Origin of the sequence: Pseudonocardia sp. NPDC049635 (assembly GCF_040659795.1) — a bacterium.
Taxonomy (GTDB): Bacteria; Actinomycetota; Actinomycetes; order Mycobacteriales; family Pseudonocardiaceae; genus Pseudonocardia.
This window is the reverse complement of record NZ_JBFAON010000003.1, coordinates 223,316-240,716: the sequence shown is the minus strand read 5'-3', so window position 1 is coordinate 240,716 and position 17,401 is coordinate 223,316. Positions and strand designations below refer to the sequence as shown.

The following is a 17,401-nucleotide window of genomic DNA, read 5'->3' as shown; positions in this document are numbered from 1 at the left end:
GACCTCCGGGGCGGCGGTGCGCGCCGGCCCGGCAGGACCGCGGGACTGCTGCGGGGCGCCGGAGCCCTTGCCGCGGCGTCTCCGGTTCGGGCCGGCGGCCCGGGCCGGGGCGTCGGCGCCGCGGGCGCGGTTGCCCTCGGTGCGGGCGCCGCGAGGGTGCTCGGCGTCGGTGCGTCGTGCGGCGCCGCGGGCCGCGCGGCCGGGACGCTCACCGCCCACCGGGGCGCGGTCGGGGGCGGGGGCCGCCGACCCGGCGGGCCGGGAGGCGCGGCGGCGGGGCGGTCGTGCGTCGGTGGACTGACCGGCGTCGGACGACGGCGGGCGGAACTGGGGCCTGGTCACAGGTCTCCTCGCGTGACGTGGCACGTCCTGCGGAGACCTCGGTGACGGGTGCTCGGCCGACGGGCCCGGGCGCGGCTCGGCGTCCTCGCGGCGCGCGCTCCGTGATGGGAAGGCTCGGCCCGGCGGCTCGGGCCGGGCGCTCGTCCAGCCACGGTACGCCCCGCCACCCGGCACGCACACGGCGGTGTCGCTCCTCGGGGGCGGGGCGTGAGCGGTGTCACGGCCCGGCGATCAGGACCGGACGCGATCCTGCAGTTCGCCGAGCAGCTCCGCCGGTGCGTCCGGATCGAGGCCGCGCGCGGTGAACCACTCACCGATCCGGCGGACGTCCCGTTCGAGGAAGCTCGGGCCCTGCGGGTTCCCGACGACGTCCACCACCTGCGGCAGGTCGATGAGCACCGGCCGGGCGTCGTACACCAGCTCGTTGTAGGCGGACAGGTCGCCGTGGGTGTGGCCGAGGTCGGCGAGGACGCCGAGCGAGGTCGCGAGCCCGGCCCACAGCGCGGCGAGCGCGGCCGGGTCGGGCCGCAGCGCGGCGAGTCGCGGCGCTGCCACCCCGTCGGGGGTCCCCAGGAACTCCATCAGCACCTCGGTGTCCGCGACCGACACCGGGTACGGAACGGACGCGCCGGCCTCGTGCAGCCGGCCCAGTGCGTCGAACTCGGCCGCCGCCCAGCGGGTGGAGATCAGCTCCCGGCCGACGGCGGTGCGGCGGGCCATCGCCCGGTTCTCCCGGGACCGGCGGACCCGGCGCCCCTCCAGGTAACCCGCGTCGCGGTGGAACAGCCGGTGGTCGGTGTCGCGGTAGCGCTTGGCCGCCAGCAGCACGCCGGGCCGGCCGGGAAGGCCGCGCTCGACGAGGTGGACGTCGGCCTCCTTGCCGGTCTTGAGCACACCGCGTTCGTGGTCGACCGCGCCGGCATCGGTGACGAGCCAGGACGGCCACGGCCGGGGCCCGCGGGAGCCCGCCGGGACGGACGGCCAGGTGCTCCAGCGGTCGCCTTCGGGCGGTGCGTCCGGGGAGACGGTACGACCGTCCACCTCGGACGCCGGGCCGAGCGGTCGGTGGGGGAGGGGTTCGTCGTCGTCGAACCGGCGGCGGCGACGGCGGACGGGTTCGGTCGGTCGGGACGAGTGCACGTGGGGCTCCGGAGGGCAGCGGGGGCCACGCGGCTCCGGCGCTGCCGGGTCAGCCGCGAGGCGGGGACGGGCGTGGCGGGCGCACGGTGCGCGCCCGGGTGGGGGCGGGGGCCATCGGTACGCACCTCCTCGTCCCTGCGCGGCACACGCCGGTCCCTCCGGCTCCGGACACGTTCGCGCAGCCCGGGCATCGGTGCCACCGGTTTTCCGGGCCGCCTGACAGCCGCCTGACATCTGTCACTGCTGATCCGTGCAACGCTGCGGTGCGCCGATGACAACCGGACGTTCCGGGCGATCGGGGGAACCGGGAGGATCGGGGCATGATCGAGCAGCTGAACGTGTTCGTCGACACCCTGCACCCGCTGGTGCAGGTCCTCGCCGTACTGGCGATCGGGATCGTGCCCTTCCTGGAGTCCTATGTAGGCGCCGGGATCGGTGTCGTGGCGGGAATGCCGGTGGTACTCGCGGTGACCGCGGCCGTGATCGGCAACCTGATCGCGCTGGCCGCCGCGGTGTGGCTGGGCGACCGGGCGCGCCGGGGTCTGACGAAGGGCGGGCAGCGTCCGCAGAGCGAGCGGCGGCGCAAGCTGCTCGCCCGGGTCGACCGCTACGGCGTGCCGATCGCGTCGCTGGCCGCGCCGACCCTGATGGCCATCTCCATCACCGCCTTCGCCATGGTCGCGGCCGGGTTGAACCGGCAGCAGGTGATCATCTGGCAGGTCGTCACCATCGTCGTCTGGGGGGTCGCGTTCGGCGCGCTCGCGGTCGGCGCCGTCACCGCGCTGAGCTGACGGCACCGGGCCGACTGCACCGGGCCGACCGCACCGGGTCGACCGGCACCGGGCCGACCGGGCCGAGTCGATCGCGGGCGTCGATCTCAGGCGTTGCTGGCGGCCCGGATCAGGCCGGGAGCACCAGGTCCAGGTGGTCGCCGGTCCGTTCCACGGTGTGCCCGGCCCGGCGGGCGATCCGGGCCACGGCCCCGGCGTCGGCCGGCTCGGCCCGCGAGGTCGCCAGCAATCGCGCCAGCCCGCCCTTGTGCGCCTTGTTGTGATGGCTCACCACCGACCGGGACCCGTCGGCGCGCTCGGCCAGCACGTTCACCGTCACCGCGCCCGGCACCGCACCCAGCGCCGCGTAACCGCCGGAACGGAGATCGACCACCAGCTCGCCGCCGGAGATCCGGCCGAGCAACGGATCGAGCACCGGCCGCCAGCGCGCCGCGAGCGTCCCCGAACCGGGCAGCTTCGAGCCCGCCGAGAGCCGGTACGCCGGGATCGGGTCGTCGGCGCCGAGCAGCCCGAACAGCGCCGAGCACACCGCGAGCCGGGACCGGGCGCGGTCCCGGGTGGCCCGGGTGAACGAGCCGGCGTCGAGCGCGTCGTAGAGCACGCCGGTGTAGCGGTCGAGCGCCGGAAGCGTCGCACCGCTCCAGAGCGCCGCGTTCCGCTCGATCTCGGCATCCTGTCGCTGCGAGACGCCCAGGGCCGCCCGGGCGACGGGACGGTCCGCGGCGAGCGCGACCAGCTCGTCGCACAACTCCTTGCGGACGGCCCCCAGCTCCGCGTCGTGGGACAGCGCCGCGAGATCCAGCGGGGCGCCGTCCCCACCGGGACGCTTGGTCTCGGAGGGCGGAAGCAGCACGAGCACGGCTCGCCACCCTAGTGGCCCGCCACGGACGCGACGCCGGCCCGGGCTGTGTCGATGTGCCCGGTCCGGCTGTGCCGATGTGCCCGGTCCGAGCTGTGCGGAGGTGCCCGGCCCGGGCTGTGCCGAGGTGCCCGGCCCGGGCTGTGCCGAGGTGCCCGGCCCGGGCTGTGCCGAGGTGCCCGGCCCGGGCTGTGCCGATGCGCCCGGTCCGAGCTGTGCGGACGCACCCGGTCCGGGCGTTGTGCCGGACGGAGTACCGGACTAGGTTTCCGGGCGTGACCTGCCTCGTGGCGCGCCTCCACGTCGACTGCATGCGGATCACGAGCGCGACCTGTCGCCCCTGTCGCTGACCTCGTGCCCGATCGGCGGTGCGTGAGCGCACGGCCGTATCCCTCCGCCGACCCGACCGCCGACGCCGCAGGCGCCATCCCGCCGGCCCGCACGGACCGGCCCCCGACCGCCGACGGTGACGGCCGATACCCAGGAGTTTCCTCATGACCGACCCCGACAAGACCGCTTCCTGGTCGTTCGAGACCAAGCAGGTGCACGCCGGTGCCGCCCCCGACCCCACCACCGGTGCCCGGGCGACCCCGATCTACCAGACGACGTCCTACGCCTTCCGGGACACCGAGCACGCCGCGAACCTGTTCGGGCTCGCCGAGTTCGGCAACATCTACACCCGGATCATGAACCCCACGCAGGACGTGCTGGAGCAGCGCGTCGCCGCGCTGGAGGGCGGTGCCGCGGCGCTCGCCGTCGCCTCCGGGCAGGCCGCTCAGCACCTCGCGGTGCAGAACATCGCCGAGGCCGGGGACCACATCGTCTCCAGCGCCTCGCTCTACGGCGGCACCTACAACCAGTTCCACTACACGTTCCCGAAGCTCGGGATCGAGGTCACCTTCGTCGACGACCCCGACAACCTCGACGAGTGGCGCGCGGCGATCCGGCCGAACACCAAGCTCCTCTACGGCGAGACCCTGGGCAACCCGCGCGGCAACATCCTCGACATCGCCGGCGTCGCCGACGTCGCGCACGCCGCCGGCGTCCCGCTGATCGTGGACAACACCGTCCCGACCCCGTACCTGGTCCGCCCGATCGAGCACGGCGCCGACATCGTCGTGCACTCGCTGACCAAGTTCCTCGGCGGCCACGGCACCTCGATCGGCGGCATCATCGTCGACTCCGGGAAGTTCGACTGGGTCGGCAACGCGGAGAAGTTCCCCGGCCTCACCACCCCGGACCCGAGCTACCACGGCGCCGTGTTCACCGACGCCGTCGGGCCGATCGCCTACATCATCAAGGCCCGCGTGCAGCTGCTGCGCGACCTCGGCCCGGCGATCTCCCCGCAGAACGCGTTCCTGATCATCCAGGGCATCGAGACGCTGTCGCTGCGGATCGAGCGGCACAACCAGAACGCGCAGGCCCTCGCCGAGTGGCTGGAGCAGCGCGACGAGGTCGAGAAGGTGCACTACGCCGGCCTGCAGTCCTCCCCGTGGCACGCCGCGCAGCAGCGCTACCTGCCCCGCGGCGGCGGTGCGATCGTGGCCTTCGAGCTGCAGGGCGGGGTGGAGGCGGGCAAGAAGTTCGTCGACGCTCTCGAGCTGCACAGCCACCTCGCCAACATCGGCGACGTCCGCAGCCTGGTGATCCACCCGGCGTCCACCACGCACAGCCAGCTGTCCGCCGAGGAGCAGCTGGCCTCCGGCGTCACCCCGGGCCTGGTCCGGCTGTCGGTCGGGCTGGAGGGCATCGAGGACATCAAGGCGGACCTGGAAGCCGGTTTCCGCGCGTCGAAGGGCGCCTGATCTTCTATTGGACGTGAGAGACACGCCGCTCCCTCCCGCCACCGGTGCGTGGCGGGAGGGGGACGACCCCGGACGCCGTCGGTTCCTCGACCTGCCCACGCCGCTGAAACTGGAGGCGGGCGGCGAGCTGCCCGCGGTGCGGCTGTCGTACGAGACCTGGGGTGAGCTCGCCCCGGACCGGTCGAACGCCGTCCTCGTGCTGCACGCCCTGACCGGCGACACCCACCTGGAGGGGCCCGCCGGTCCGGGACATCCGACGGCGGGCTGGTGGCCCGGGTTGATCGAACCGGGTGGGCCGCTGGACCCGGCCCGGTGGTTCGTCGTCGCACCGAACGCGGTCGGCGGCTGCCAGGGCAGCACCGGCCCGGCGTCCACCGCGCCGGACGGCAGGCCGTGGGGGAGCAGGTTCCCGGTGGTCACCGTGCGGGACACGGTGGCCGCCGAGCAGTACCTCGCCGACGCGCTGGGCATCGACGCGTTCGCCTGCGTGATCGGCGGCTCGATGGGGTCGATGCGCTCGCTGGAGTGGGCGGCCACCGAGCCCGACCGGGTGGACCGGTTGTTCCTGCTGGCCGGCCCCGCGGCCTCCTCGGCGGACCAGATCGGCTGGGCGAACCCGCAGATCGAGGCGATCAGGGCCGACCCGCACTGGCACGGCGGCGACTACCATCTGCTGCCGGAAGGGCCGTGGCGCGGGCTGGGGATCGCCCGTCGGATCGCGCACCTGAGCTACCGGTCAGGACACGAACTGGCGACCCGGTTCGGCCGCGACCCGCAGGGCACGGAGGACCCGTTCGACGGCGGCCGCTACGCCGTCGAGTCCTACCTGGACCACCACGCGGCGAAGCTGGTGCACCGGTTCGACGCCGCGTCCTACGTGCGGCTGACCCAGCTGATGAACCACCACGACGTCGGCCGGGACCGCGGTGGCATCGCCTCCGCGCTGGCCCGGGTGCGGGCCAGGACGTTCGTGGCCGGGGTGACCTCCGACCGGCTCTACCCGCTCGCCGAGCAGGAGGAGCTGGCCGCCGGGATCCCGAACGCCGAGCCGCTCAAAGTGATCGACTCGCCGTACGGTCACGACGGGTTCCTGGTCGAGACCCCGACCGTGGCCCGGCTGCTCACCGAACTCCTGAACTCCTGAGCGTCAGACCCGCTCGCCGTAGACGCGCTGCACCCGGATCGTGACCAGCACCCGCCGGTCGTCGACCATGACCCGGCGGTACTCGTCCCAGTCGGGGTGCTCGCCCGCGGCGTCCCGGTACCAGTCGACGAGGGCCTGCACGGCCGGCCCGTCGGGCGAGTCGTCCGGACCGACGATCTCCACCGGGCCCTCGGCGGTCGCCCAGGCCCGGCCGTCGGCGCTCTCCACGCTCAACGCGGCGCGCGGGTCCCGGCGCAGGTTCGCGGTCTTCGCCCGGCCCTCGGTCATCGAGATCCGGATCGTCCCGGCCGCCCGGTCGTAGTGCGGCGTGACGGGGGACAGCTGCGGCATCCCGCTCCGCTTGATCGTCGCCAGAGTGCCCTGTTTCGCCTTCTCGAGCAGCTCGTGCTGTTCCTCACCCATACCCCCACCCAACCACCCCTCGCGTCCACCGTGTTCCCCGCACGGCGGGTTCGCACGGGTTCGTGCCGTCCGCACCGACCTCCGATCCCGGGCCGACGCGGTGACCCGGTGCGGGAGCCGGAGGAGAACCGGCGTGGAGCGGCGTGCGGGGCGTCGCTACGCTGCTCCGGGTGTTGACCCGGATGTCGTCGCTGTTCCTGCGCACCCTGCGTGAGGACCCGGCCGACGCGGAGGTGCCCAGCCACAAGCTGCTGGTCCGCGCCGGCTACGTCCGTCGCGTCGCCCCGGGCGTCTACTCCTGGCTGCCGCTCGGCCTCAGGGTGCTCCGCCGCATCGAGGCCGTCGTGCGCGAGGAGATGGACGCCATGGGCGGCCAGGAGATCCAGTTCCCGGCGCTGCTGCCGCGCGAGCCGTACGAGACGACGAACCGGTGGACCGAGTACGGCCCCAACCTGTTCCGGCTCAAGGACCGCAAGGGCTCCGACTACCTGCTCGGGCCCACCCACGAGGAGCTGTTCACGCTCGCGGTCAAGGGCGAGTACTCGTCCTACAAGGATTTCCCGGTCGTGCTCTACCAGATCCAGACCAAGTACCGCGACGAGGAACGGCCCCGCGCGGGCATCCTGCGCGGCCGCGAGTTCCTGATGAAGGACTCGTACTCGTTCGACCTGTCCGACGAGGGCCTGGCCGAGTCCTACCGCAAGCACCGCGACACCTACATCCGGATCTTCGACCGGCTCGGCCTGGACTACGTGATCGTCGCGGCGACGTCGGGTGCGATGGGCGGGTCGGCGTCGGAGGAGTTCCTCGCCGAGTCCGCGACCGGTGAGGACACCTTCGTCCGGGGCCCCGGCGGCTACGCGGCGAACGTCGAGGCCGTGACGACGCCCGCGCCCCCGGCGATCCCGCTCGACGGCCTGCCCGCCGCGCAGGTGCACCACACGCCGGACACGCCGACCATCGCCAGCCTGGTCGACTACCTGAACTCCCATCCCGAGACCGGCGACGGCCGGACCTTCACCGCGGCCGACACCCTGAAGAACGTCCTGGTCAAGATCAAGCAGCCGGGGTCGGCGGAGTGGGAACTGCTCGGCGTCGGGGTCCCCGGTGACCGCGAGGTCGACATGAAGCGGCTCGGGGCGTCCCTCGAACCCGCCCAGGTCGAGTTGCTCGAGGAGGCCGACTTCGCCCGCAACGCGTTCCTGGTCAAGGGCTACATCGGGCCGGGTGCGCTGGCCGCGAACGGGATCCGCTACCTGGTCGACCCGCGGATCGTGACCGGCACCGCGTGGGTGACCGGCGCCGACAAGGCCGACCACCACGTCGTCGACCTGGTCTGCGGGCGCGACTTCGTCCCGGACGGCACGATCGAGGCCGCCGAGGTGCGAGCCGGCGACCCGTCGCCGGACGGCCAGGGCGTGCTGGAGGCGGCCCGCGGCATCGAGATCGGGCACATCTTCCAGCTCGGCCGCAAGTACACCGACGCGTTCGGGCTCGACGCGCTGGGCCCGGACTCCAAGCCGGTCCGGATCACGATGGGCTCCTACGGCGTCGGCGTGTCCCGGCTCGTCGCGGTGATCGCCGAGCAGAGCCACGACGAGCACGGCCTGGTCTGGCCGCGCACCGTCGCCCCCTACGACGTGCACGTCGTCGTCGCGGGGAAGTCCGCGGAGCTGCTGGCCGGCGGCGAGGAGATCGCCGCCGAGCTGGAGGCCCTGGGCCTGGACGTCGTCCTGGACGACCGCAAGGCGTCCCCGGGGGTGAAGTTCGCCGACGCCGAGCTGATCGGGGTGCCGACGATCGTGGTCGTCGGGCGGGGGCTGGCCGAGGGCAAGGTCGAGCTGAAGGACCGGGCGAGCGGCGAGCGGACGGAGATCGCCCGGGCGGGTGTCGCCGAGCACGTCGCCGGTGTCGTCCGCGGGGCCTGAACCGGGCGGGACCGGATGCGGGCGTCGCGCCGGACTCAGCCCGGGCGGACCGCCGACGAGGCCAGCTCAGCGGGCGCGTCCCGGCTCACCGGGGCGCCCGGCCCGCCCCCGATGTCGGTGACGACGACCAGCATCGCGACCCCGGTAGAGCCGTCCCTGGCCTGGGCCCGCGGCACCGCGAGCACCCCGACGGCGCCGTCGGTGGCCCGGCAGCCGGGCCGGCCGGCAGCCGTCCCGTCGGTGCGCACGGTCGCCTCGACCCAGATGCCGTCCTCCGCGTCGTCCGGCCCGGGCCGCGGGCCGGCCGGTCCGACCGCGACCTGCGGGGCGGCGCCGGCGTAGGCGGATTCGCCCGCGCCGCGGGCGAACGCCCGGGCCGCCTCCTCGATGCTCGTCCCGGCCGGGACGGCGACCAGGGCGGCCGCGGCGACCCCGCGCGGTGCCGGATCGGCCGGGCACTCGCCCGCCGCGAACGGCGGCACCTCGGCGAGGCGGGTGAAGGGCACCCCGAACACGTCGAGCGGACCAGCCGGCGCGGAGACCGACGTCCACCCGTCGGGTGGTGTCACGGCGAACGTGTCCGGCGGCGCGACCGTGGGTGGCGGGACGGAGGTGACCGGAGCCGCGGGGGAGTCGCCGACCCCGGTCAGCGCCGCGACCGTGCCCGCCACGAGCAGCACCGCGACCAGCCCGGCCAGAACCGGGCGGAGCCGGCGTGCGCCGCTAGGGGGAACGGGCTCACCCGGGTGGCCCTGCGGGGCTGCACCCGGACGCCCGGTCGTCGACGCGCCGGAATTCACCGGCGCAGCCTACGGTGAGCGGCCGGGGACCGCCGACGGTCCGCCGCCGGGCGGCGGCGCCGGGTCGTCCGGCGGTCGCCTCACCCCGCGAGCAGCGACAGGCGCACCGACCGCGTCGGGTTGTCCACGTTGGTGTCGACCAGACAGACCGACTGCCAGGTCCCGAGGGCAGGCCGCCCGCCGACGACCGGGATCGTCGTGGACGGCGGCACGAACGCGGGCAGCACGTGGTCCCGCCCGTGCCCGGCACTGCCGTGCCGGTGCCGCCAACGGTCGTCGGCGGGCAGCAGCTCGCGCAGCTGCGCCAGCAGGTCGGTGTCGCTGCCCGCGCCGGTCTCGATGACGGCGATCCCGGCCGTCGCGTGCGGGACGAAGATGTTGAGCAGCCCGTCGCCTGCGCCCGCCTCGGCCAGAAATCGCTCGATCCGGCTCGTCAGGTCGACCACGGCCTCCTCGGAACCGGTCCGGATCTCGATCAGCTCACTGTGCACCCTCCCGACCCTAGGACCACCGATAGGGTCGGGCAGCGTGGAGAGCACGGTGACGGTCTTCGGGCGTGAGCTGCCCCGCCGCCCCGGTTATCTGAACACGGCGAGCATCGGCGTCCCCCCACGGGACGCGTCCGACGCGGTGGCCGCCGCCGTCCGGGCATGGGCGGAGGGCAGGTCCTCGCCCCGCGACTTCGACGACGCCGTGGAGGCCGCCCGGGCCGGGTTCGCCGCGATCACCGGGGTGCCGGTCGCCGACGTCGCCCAGGGCGCGACGGTGTCCGGCCTGCTCGGCCCGCTCGCCGCCGCGGTACCGGACGGCGCCCGGGTGCTGGTCGCGGCCGGCGAGTTCTCCAGCGTGACCCGGCCGTTCGCGTTGCAGGCGAACCGCGGCGTCCGGATCACCGAGGTGCCCCTCGAGGAGGTGGCCGCGCACGCCGCGGGACACGATCTCGTCGCGGTGTCGGTGGTGCAGTCCGCGGACGGCCGGATCGCCGACCTGGACGCGCTGTTCGAGGCTCGCGAGCGGCACGGGGTCCGGTTGCTGCTCGACGTCACCCAGGCCGCCGGCTGGCTGCCGCTGCGGCTCGACCGGGCGGACGCCGTGGTCGGGGCCGGGTACAAGTGGCTGCTCGGGCCGCGGGGCAGCGCCTGGCTGGCCCAGCGGCCGACCTGGGTGGACGGTCCGGGCGGGTGCTGGCCGGAGGTCGTCCGGCACGGTGCCGGCTGGTACGGCACCCGGGACCGGTGGGGTGGTGGTCTGTACACCCCTGATCCGCCTGCCCGCCCCGGCCCGGCGGGCGGTGAGGAGTCACCGGTGTGGTTCGCGCACGTCGGTTCCGCCGTCTCGGTGCCGTGGCTGGCCTCGCTCGATCCGGAGTCGTTGCGGGCGCACTGCGCCGGGCTGGCCGACGCCCTGCGCGAGCGCCTGGACATGCCGGCGACCGGATCGGCGATCGTCGCGGTTCGGGCGGACGGTGCCGCCGAGCGGCTGGCCCGCGCCGGGATCACCGCCGCCGTCCGGGACGGCGCGGCCCGGCTGGCGTTCCACCTGACGAACACCGCCGACGACGTCGAGCTGGCCGCGGCGGCGGTGTGCGGCTGACGGTCCGGCCGTCGTGCGATCGAACGGCCCGGCGCCGCGCAGCCGGCGTCGTGGTCAGCTCCGCCCGGGGAAGACCGGGATCGCCGGGCTCCGGTCGGTCGCACGACGCCAGAACGCGCACCGCACCGTCGACTCGATCATCCGGGTGAGTCCGGCCTGCCGCATCTCCCGGCTGGGCGCACGCTCGACCAGCGACCGCCAGGCCGCAGCGGCGTCGGTCTCGGCGGTGACCAGCAGCGCGCTCGCGGACAGCTCGTCGACGACCGGCTGCGGCGGGGTGTAGGCGGGTTGCGCCGAGACCGGCCGCTCGCCCAGCTCGGTGAGCGCCTCGCTGACCTCGCGGCGCAGCGTGCGGTGCGCCTCGAGCTCGGTCCTGGCCCTGCTCGCGGCGTCCGGCGGCAGGAACGCCAGCGCCGTCGAGTACGCCCAGATCGCGGCGTGCTCACCGGCCAGCGACCGCTGCAGTGCCTCCTTCGCCACCTGGGCCGACGGCTGCTCGGTGCCGTCCTGACCGCCACCGTCCTGGGCGGGTACGAGATGCCGGTTCACCGGGTGCCTCCTGCTCTCCTGCGACTCGGTGCAGTGCTGTCGCTCGCAGCAGCCCTGTCGCTCGCTGCAGTGCTGTTGCTCACTGCAGGGCCACGACGTACGCGGCGCAACACGCGGCGACCTCGGCGACCAGGCCGGCCTGCAGTGCCGACGCCTCGATCACCACCTCGCTCGCGGTGCGGGCGGACCCGTCGACGGAGTCCCGGACCGCGGCGACGTCGGCGGCCTGCGGGGTCGCGGGGACCGGTGCGGCTCCGGGCGGGCGACCGCCCGCCTCGTCCAGCGCCGCGGCGTGCTCCAGGCGTGCGGCGCGCAGCGGTTCCAGCCGGCCGGCCAGTGCCGGGTCGGAGGTCACGGCGGCGGCCACCAGCGCGGCGTCGCGCCGGGCCGCGTCGGCCATCGCCAGCAGCGCCTCGCTCGCGTCGGCCCGCCGGTCGGTGCCGGGGGAGCAGGCCGCGAGCACCGGGGGCAGCGCGACGACCGCGGCGGCCGAGACCAGCAGCCGGCGGCGGCCGAGCACCGGTCCGGTCACACCCGCCACCGCATGCCTCCGGTCCCTCACGAAGGGTCATGCTGCCAGCCGAGGTGGGCCCCGTCGTCACCGACCGGGTGGGTACGGACCGGCGGAACCGGTGCGGCACCGCGACCGCGGGTGCCCGGATCGGACGCGCTAAGCTCTTGGGCCGTCCCCTGCCGTCGTCCGCGTCCGCCCGAGCCGGACGGTGCCGTCTCCGAGACACGCCGCGCAGCGGGATGCCCGGCCGCGGTCGTGGCGGTGGGGCGGGTCGGCGCCCGATGGCAGCCGACCGACGCGACCACGAGGAGAATCACCCGATGCGCAGTCCGGACCCCGCAGCGCTGGCAGACCAGCTGCGCGGCGTGCTCGAGCCGGTCGTCGTGGAGGCCGGGCTGGAGATCGACGCCGTCGAGGTCCGCACCGCCGGGCGGCGGCACGCGGTGAAGCTGGTGGTCGACCTGCCCGAGAGTTCCCCGGCCACCGGTATCGACCTGGACGTCATCGCCCGGCTCAGCCGGACCGCTGCCGCCGAGCTGGACCCGCACGAGCACCTCATCGAGGGCTCCTACACGCTCGAGGTGACCTCGCCCGGGGTGGACCGCCCGCTCACCCGTCGCCGACACTGGCAGCGGAACTTCCTGCGTCTGGCGCGGATCACCCTGGTCGGCGGGGACAGCCTGGAGGCGAGGATCGGCCGGGCCGGGGACGACCGGGTCCAGGTCGCGCTGCCCGGCCGGAAGCCGGAGCTGCGCGAGATCACCTACGCCGAGGTGGAGCACGCCCAGGTGCAGGTGGAGTTCAAGGCTCCCCCGGCGGCGGAGGCCGCACTGCTGGGCGCGGGCGGCACCGGGGCCAGTACTGATGCCAGCACCGAGAGCAGCACTGCCACGAGCACCAGCGCGAACGAGGAGAACCGGTGAACGTCGACATCCCTGCGCTGCGGGCCATCGAGCGGGACAAGGAGATCCCGTTCGAGACGGTGATCGACGCCATCGAGACCGCGCTGCTGACCGCCTACAAGCACACCGAGGGTCACCATCCCGACGCCCGGGTGGAGATCGACCGCAAGTCCGGCGTCGTCCGGGTGATGGCCCGCGACGCCGCCGACCGGGCCGAGGACGGCACCCCCGGCCCGGAGTTCGACGACACCCCCGAGGGCTTCGGCCGGGTCGCCGCGACCACCGCCCGCCAGGTCATCGTGCAGCGGTTGCGCGACGCCGAGCACGAGCGCACCTACGGCGAGTTCGCCGCCAAGGAGGGCGAGGTCGTCGCCGGCATCGTGCAGCGCGACGCCCGGGCGAACGCCCGCGGGATGGTCGTCGTCGCACTCGGCGGGTCCGGTGGCACGGAGGCGGTGCTGCCCGCCGCCGAGCAGGTGCCCGGTGAGGTCTACCGGCACGGCGACCGGATCCGCTGCTACGTCATCGGTGTGCACCGCGGCCCCCGCGGGACGTCGATCACGCTGTCGCGGACCCACCCGAACCTCGTTCGCAAGCTGTTCGCGCTGGAGGTCCCGGAGCTCGTCGACGGGACGGTCGAGATCGTGTCGGTGGCCCGGGAGGCCGGCTTCCGTTCCAAGATCGCGGTCCGCTCCACCCGGCCCGGCCTCAACGCGAAGGGGGCGTGCATCGGTCCGATGGGTGCCCGCGTCCGCGGTGTGATGGCGGAGCTCGCCGGCGAGAAGATCGACATCATCGACTGGTCCGAGGACCCGGCCGAGTTCGTCGGCAACGCTCTCTCGCCGTCCAAGGTGGTCTCGGTCACGGTGCTGGACGAGCGCGCCAGGATCGCCCGCGTCGTCGTGCCGGACTTCCAGCTGTCGCTGGCGATCGGCAAGGAGGGGCAGAACGCCCGCCTGGCGGCCCGGCTGACCGGCTGGAAGATCGACATCCGGAGCGACGCCGACCCGCGCGACCCGGTCGGTGCCGGTGGTGACCCGGCCGAGGTGTCGTCGTAGCCGGGAGTGCGGCAGGGGCGGGCGAGGGAATGACCGGTCCGTCCTCTGCGCTACACTCACAGACGGTCCGCGGTCGCGGTCCGTCGCCCGCAGGCCCCCGGTCGATCCCGATCCGGACGTGTGTGGGGTGCCGGGCCCGGGAACGGGCCGACGCACTGTTGCGGGTGGTCGCGGAGAACGGACATCTCGTCCCGGATCCTCGGCGCCGCCTCCCCGGCCGGGGTGCCTGGTTGCACGCCGAGACGGGGTGCCTCGACCGGGCCGAGCGCCGCTCGGCGTTCAGTCGGGCGTTGCGCGTCCGAGCTCCACTGGACGCCACGGCCGTACGGCTCCGGATACAGGATCAGCAGGGGTCGGGGAGCCTCCCCGGCCCGTCATCGGAAGAAAGCAAGGTCGACCAGTCATGAGCCAGCAGTGAAGATCGCACCATGAACGTGCTTCGACACTAGGTTCGAGGTCGAGCGGGATGCTGCCGCCCGGCCTCCGGTCAGGACAAGGAGAGCAGTGGCAGGCAAGGCCCGCGTGCACGAGCTCGCGAAAGAGCTCGGAATCAGCAGTAAGCAGGTCCTCAGCAAGCTGCAGGACCTCGGGGAGTACGTGAAGTCCCCCTCATCCACCGTCGAGGCCCCGGTCGCGCGCAAGCTGCGTGACGCGATGGCCTCCGGCGGCAGCGCCGGCGGCGGTCAGCGCCGCGGTTCCGGCGCTCCCGGTGCCGGTCGCCCGCGTGCCGGCGGTCCCGGCGGTGCCGCGCCGCGTGGCGGTTCCGGCGCCCCGTCGCCGTCCCGGCCGAGTGCGCCGAAGCCCGGCCCGACACCGGGGCCGTCCGGCCCCGCGCCGAAGCCCGGCCCGCGCCCCGGCCCTCCGGCCCCGGCCCAGGAGACGCCTGCGGCCCGTCCCGCACAGCCCGGTCCGCGTCCCGGCCCGGCCGCGCCGAAGCCCGGCCCGCAGCCGCAGCCCCAGGCCCCGGCCGCCGACGCGTCGGCTCCGGCCCGTCCCGCTGCGCCGGGGCCGCGTCCCGGCCCGCGCCCGGCCCCCCAGGGCCGCCCCGGCGAGGGCCAGGGCGGTCAGCGCCAGGGTGGTGGCGAGGGCGGACCCCGCCAGCCCAGGCCCGGTCCGCGTCAGCCGCGGGTCGGCAACAACCCGTTCGGTGTCGGGCAGGGTTCGCCGAAGCCCGGCCCGCGTCCGGCTGCACCGCAGCAGGGCGGGCAGCAGGGCCAGCAGGGCGGCGGCGCGAGCGCGCCGGCCGCCCGCTCCGGTGAGGCCCCGCCGCGGCCGCCGCGTCCCGGTGGCGGTGCTCCCGGTGCCGGCGGCCCGCGTCCGTCGCCGAACAGCATGCCGCCGCGTCCGAACCCGGGCATGATGCCCGCGCGTCCGGCGGCCGGCAGGCCCGGTGCCGGCGGTCGCGGCGGCCCCGGTGGCGGTCGTGGTGGCCCCGGTGGTCCCGGGGGCGGTCGTGGTGGCCCCGGTGGCGGCCGCGGCGGTCCCGGTGGTGGCGGTGGCGGTGGCGGTTTCCGTCCCGGCGGTGGCGGTCCCGGTGGGCCTCCTCCCGCCGGTGGTTTCCGCGGTCGCCCCGGTGGCGGCGGCGGTCGTGGTCGCGGCGGTGCCGCTGGTGCCTTCGGGCGCCCCGGTGGTCCCGCCCGGCGTGGCCGCAAGTCGAAGCGGCAGAAGCGGCAGGAGTTCGACTCGATGGCCGCGCCCTCGGTGGGCGGCGTCCGCCTGCCCAAGGGCAACGGCGAGACGATCCGGCTGCCGCGTGGCGCCTCGCTGACCGACTTCGCCGAGAAGATCAACGCCAACCCGGCGTCGCTGGTGCAGGTGCTGTTCCATCTCGGCGAGATGGTGACCGCGACCGCGTCGGTCTCCGACGAGGTCCTGGAGCTGCTCGGCCAGGAGATGAACTACCGGGTCCAGGTCGTGTCCCCCGAGGAGGAGGACCGCGAGCTGCTCGAGTCGTTCGACATCGAGTTCGGCGACCTCGGCGACGAGGAGGCACTGGCGGCCCGGCCGCCGGTCGTCACCGTCATGGGTCACGTCGACCACGGAAAGACGCGCCTTCTCGACACGATCCGCAAGGCCAACGTCCGCGAGGGCGAGGCCGGTGGGATCACCCAGCACATCGGCGCCTACCAGGTGCCGGCGGAGCTGGAGGGCGAGGAGCGGCTCATCACCTTCATCGACACCCCGGGTCACGAGGCGTTCACCGCCATGCGTGCCCGCGGTGCGAAGTCCACCGACATCGCGGTGATCGTGGTGGCGGCGGACGACGGCGTGATGCCGCAGACCGTCGAGTCGATCAACCACGCCCAGGCGGCAGGCCTGCCGATCGTGGTCGCGGTCAACAAGATCGACGTCGAGGGCGCGAACCCGGACAAGATCCGTCAGCAGCTCACCGAGTACAACCTGGTGGCCGAGGAGTACGGCGGCGACACCATGTTCGTCGACATCTCCGCGAAGCAGGGCACCAACATCGACGCGCTGCTCGAGGCGATCCTGCTGACCGCCGACGCGGCGCTCGACCTGCGGGCCAACCCCGACATGGACGCCCAGGGCGTCACCATCGAGGGGCACCTGGACCGCGGTCGCGGCCCGGTCGCGACGGTGCTGGTCCAGCGCGGCACGCTGCGGGTCGGCGACTCGGTCGTCGCGGGCGACGCCTCCGGGCGCGTCCGGCGGATGATCGACGAGCACGGCGCGGACGTCACCGAGGCGCTCCCGTCGCGTCCGGTGCAGGTCATCGGTCTGACGTCGGTCCCGGGTGCGGGTGACACGTTCCTGGTCGTCGACGAGGACCGGGTGGCCCGCCAGATCGCCGACCGGCGGCGCGCCCGCGAGCGCAACGCCGAGCTGGCCTCCCGCCGCAAGCGCGTCAGCCTGGAGGACCTGGACGCCGCGCTGAAGGAGACCAACACCCTCAACCTGATCATCAAGGGTGACAACTCGGGCACCGTCGAGGCGCTCGAGGAAGCCCTGATGAAGCTGGACGTGGGTGAGGAGGTCGAGCTGCGGGTCATCCACCGCGGCGTCGGCGGGATCACCGAGGGCGACATCAACCTCGCCATCGCGGACAACGTCATCGTCATGGGCTTCAACGTCCGTGCCGAGGGCAAGGCCACCGAGCTGGCCAACCGCGAGGGCGTGGAGATCCGCTACTACTCGGTGATCTACCAGGCGATCGACGAGATCGAGGCGGCCCTCAAGGGCATGCTCAAGCCGGAGTACGAAGAGGTCGAGCTGGGCCGCGCGGAAGTCCGCGAGGTCTTCAAGTCCTCGAAGTTCGGCACGATCGCCGGTTGCCTCGTGATGAGCGGGGAGATCCGCCGGAACGCCCGGGCGCGCCTGCTGCGCGACTCGCGGGTGATCCACGAGAACCTCCCGGTCTCCTCGCTGCGTCGGTTCAAGGACGACGTGGTGGAGGTCCGTGAGGGCTTCGAGTGCGGTCTGACGCTCGGCAGCTACTCCGACATCAAGGTCGACGACGTCATCGAGACGTTCGAGATGCGGGAGAAGCCGCGGGCCTGACCCAGGTCAGCCAGGCGGGGCGGTCGGTGTTCAC

The 17,401-nt window shown here is 74.5% G+C and carries 16 protein-coding genes; 9 read left to right on the top strand and 7 right to left on the bottom strand.

The features are described 5' to 3' along the window. Positions 1 to 573: 573 nt before the first annotated feature. Entirely contained in the window at positions 574 to 1,482 is a 909-nt protein-coding gene (locus tag AB0J24_RS05930) for an RIO1 family regulatory kinase/ATPase (RefSeq protein WP_358676069.1), read from the bottom strand. Positions 1,483 to 1,802: 320 nt separating this feature from the next. Between AB0J24_RS05930 and AB0J24_RS05925 the strand changes: the two genes are divergently transcribed. Further along, complete coding sequence (locus tag AB0J24_RS05925) at positions 1,803 to 2,273, top strand: hypothetical protein (RefSeq protein ID WP_358676066.1); 471 nt, start codon at positions 1,803 to 1,805, stop codon at positions 2,271 to 2,273. A 109-nt stretch (positions 2,274 to 2,382) separates the two neighbouring features. Here the strand turns inward: AB0J24_RS05925 and yaaA are convergent, their stop codons facing one another. Next, positions 2,383 to 3,132: a peroxide stress protein YaaA gene (gene yaaA / locus AB0J24_RS05920; RefSeq protein WP_358676063.1), complete on the bottom strand. Its 750-nt coding sequence runs from the start codon at positions 3,130 to 3,132 to the stop codon at positions 2,383 to 2,385. A gap of 494 nt (positions 3,133 to 3,626) precedes the next feature. On the opposite strand from yaaA, the gene AB0J24_RS05915 reads away from it, so the two are divergent. Both AB0J24_RS05915 and AB0J24_RS05910 read left to right on the top strand, forming a co-directional pair. Beyond that, a complete protein-coding gene (locus tag AB0J24_RS05915) occupies positions 3,627 to 4,937 on the top strand; it encodes a bifunctional o-acetylhomoserine/o-acetylserine sulfhydrylase (RefSeq protein WP_358676061.1) in 1,311 nt (436 codons plus the stop codon). 13 nt (positions 4,938 to 4,950) lie between these two features. Continuing rightward, positions 4,951 to 6,081: a homoserine O-acetyltransferase gene (locus AB0J24_RS05910; RefSeq protein ID WP_358676059.1), complete on the top strand. Its 1,131-nt coding sequence runs from the start codon at positions 4,951 to 4,953 to the stop codon at positions 6,079 to 6,081. 3 nt (positions 6,082 to 6,084) lie between these two features. Here AB0J24_RS05910 and AB0J24_RS05905 read toward each other — a convergent pair whose 3' ends face one another. After that, complete coding sequence (locus AB0J24_RS05905; protein ID WP_358676057.1) at positions 6,085 to 6,504, bottom strand: PPOX class F420-dependent oxidoreductase; 420 nt, start codon at positions 6,502 to 6,504, stop codon at positions 6,085 to 6,087. Positions 6,505 to 6,674: 170 nt separating this feature from the next. Between AB0J24_RS05905 and AB0J24_RS05900 the strand changes: the two genes are divergently transcribed. Then, positions 6,675 to 8,432, top strand: coding sequence for a proline--tRNA ligase (locus AB0J24_RS05900; RefSeq protein ID WP_358676055.1), 1,758 nt, complete (start codon positions 6,675 to 6,677; stop codon positions 8,430 to 8,432). Positions 8,433 to 8,467: 35 nt separating this feature from the next. On the opposite strand, the gene AB0J24_RS05895 is transcribed toward AB0J24_RS05900, so the two are convergent. Further along, positions 8,468 to 9,232: a hypothetical protein gene (locus AB0J24_RS05895; protein WP_358676053.1), complete on the bottom strand. Its 765-nt coding sequence runs from the start codon at positions 9,230 to 9,232 to the stop codon at positions 8,468 to 8,470. Positions 9,233 to 9,312: 80 nt separating this feature from the next. Next, the gene (locus AB0J24_RS05890) at positions 9,313 to 9,723 is read right to left on the bottom strand and encodes a secondary thiamine-phosphate synthase enzyme YjbQ (RefSeq protein ID WP_358676051.1); all 411 of its coding nucleotides are present in this window, start codon (positions 9,721 to 9,723) and stop codon (positions 9,313 to 9,315) included. A gap of 37 nt (positions 9,724 to 9,760) precedes the next feature. Here AB0J24_RS05890 and AB0J24_RS05885 point away from each other — a divergent pair, with 37 nt between their 5' ends. Beyond that, a complete protein-coding gene (locus tag AB0J24_RS05885; protein WP_358676049.1) occupies positions 9,761 to 10,825 on the top strand; it encodes an aminotransferase class V-fold PLP-dependent enzyme in 1,065 nt (354 codons plus the stop codon). A 54-nt stretch (positions 10,826 to 10,879) separates the two neighbouring features. Here AB0J24_RS05885 and AB0J24_RS05880 read toward each other — a convergent pair whose 3' ends face one another. Beyond that, the gene (locus AB0J24_RS05880) at positions 10,880 to 11,374 is read right to left on the bottom strand and encodes a ferritin-like domain-containing protein (protein WP_358676046.1); all 495 of its coding nucleotides are present in this window, start codon (positions 11,372 to 11,374) and stop codon (positions 10,880 to 10,882) included. A gap of 79 nt (positions 11,375 to 11,453) precedes the next feature. Beyond that, positions 11,454 to 11,906: a hypothetical protein gene (locus AB0J24_RS05875; RefSeq protein WP_358676044.1), complete on the bottom strand. Its 453-nt coding sequence runs from the start codon at positions 11,904 to 11,906 to the stop codon at positions 11,454 to 11,456. 302 nt (positions 11,907 to 12,208) lie between these two features. On the opposite strand from AB0J24_RS05875, the gene rimP reads away from it, so the two are divergent. From rimP to infB, 4 genes are all read left to right on the top strand, one after another. Continuing rightward, positions 12,209 to 12,811: a ribosome maturation factor RimP gene (gene rimP / locus AB0J24_RS05870; RefSeq protein ID WP_358676041.1), complete on the top strand. Its 603-nt coding sequence runs from the start codon at positions 12,209 to 12,211 to the stop codon at positions 12,809 to 12,811. Then, a complete protein-coding gene (gene nusA / locus AB0J24_RS05865) occupies positions 12,808 to 13,848 on the top strand; it encodes a transcription termination factor NusA (protein WP_358676038.1) in 1,041 nt (346 codons plus the stop codon). The genes rimP and nusA overlap by 4 nt, the downstream gene beginning before the upstream one ends. 29 nt (positions 13,849 to 13,877) lie before the next feature. Beyond that, positions 13,878 to 14,255 (top strand): YlxR family protein, encoded by a 378-nt coding sequence (locus tag AB0J24_RS05860; protein WP_358676035.1) that lies wholly within the window; start codon positions 13,878 to 13,880, stop codon positions 14,253 to 14,255. Between the two features lie 97 nt (positions 14,256 to 14,352). Continuing rightward, the gene (gene infB / locus AB0J24_RS05855; RefSeq protein ID WP_358676032.1) at positions 14,353 to 17,367 is read left to right on the top strand and encodes a translation initiation factor IF-2; all 3,015 of its coding nucleotides are present in this window, start codon (positions 14,353 to 14,355) and stop codon (positions 17,365 to 17,367) included. The last annotated feature ends 34 nt before the right edge of the window (positions 17,368 to 17,401 follow it).

What these genes read in the sequence shown, in the direction of transcription:
- AB0J24_RS05925 (WP_358676066.1), top strand. Translation starts at nt 1,803, where the DNA reads ATGATCGAGCAGCTGAACGTGTTCGTCGACACCCTGCACCCGCTGGTG.
- AB0J24_RS05915 (WP_358676061.1), top strand. Translation starts at nt 3,627, where the DNA reads ATGACCGACCCCGACAAGACCGCTTCCTGGTCGTTCGAGACCAAGCAG.
- AB0J24_RS05905 (WP_358676057.1), bottom strand. Translation starts at nt 6,504, where the DNA reads ATGGGTGAGGAACAGCACGAGCTGCTCGAGAAGGCGAAACAGGGCACT.
- rimP (WP_358676041.1), top strand. Translation starts at nt 12,209, where the DNA reads ATGCGCAGTCCGGACCCCGCAGCGCTGGCAGACCAGCTGCGCGGCGTG.
- AB0J24_RS05860 (WP_358676035.1), top strand. Translation starts at nt 13,878, where the DNA reads ATGACCGGTCCGTCCTCTGCGCTACACTCACAGACGGTCCGCGGTCGC.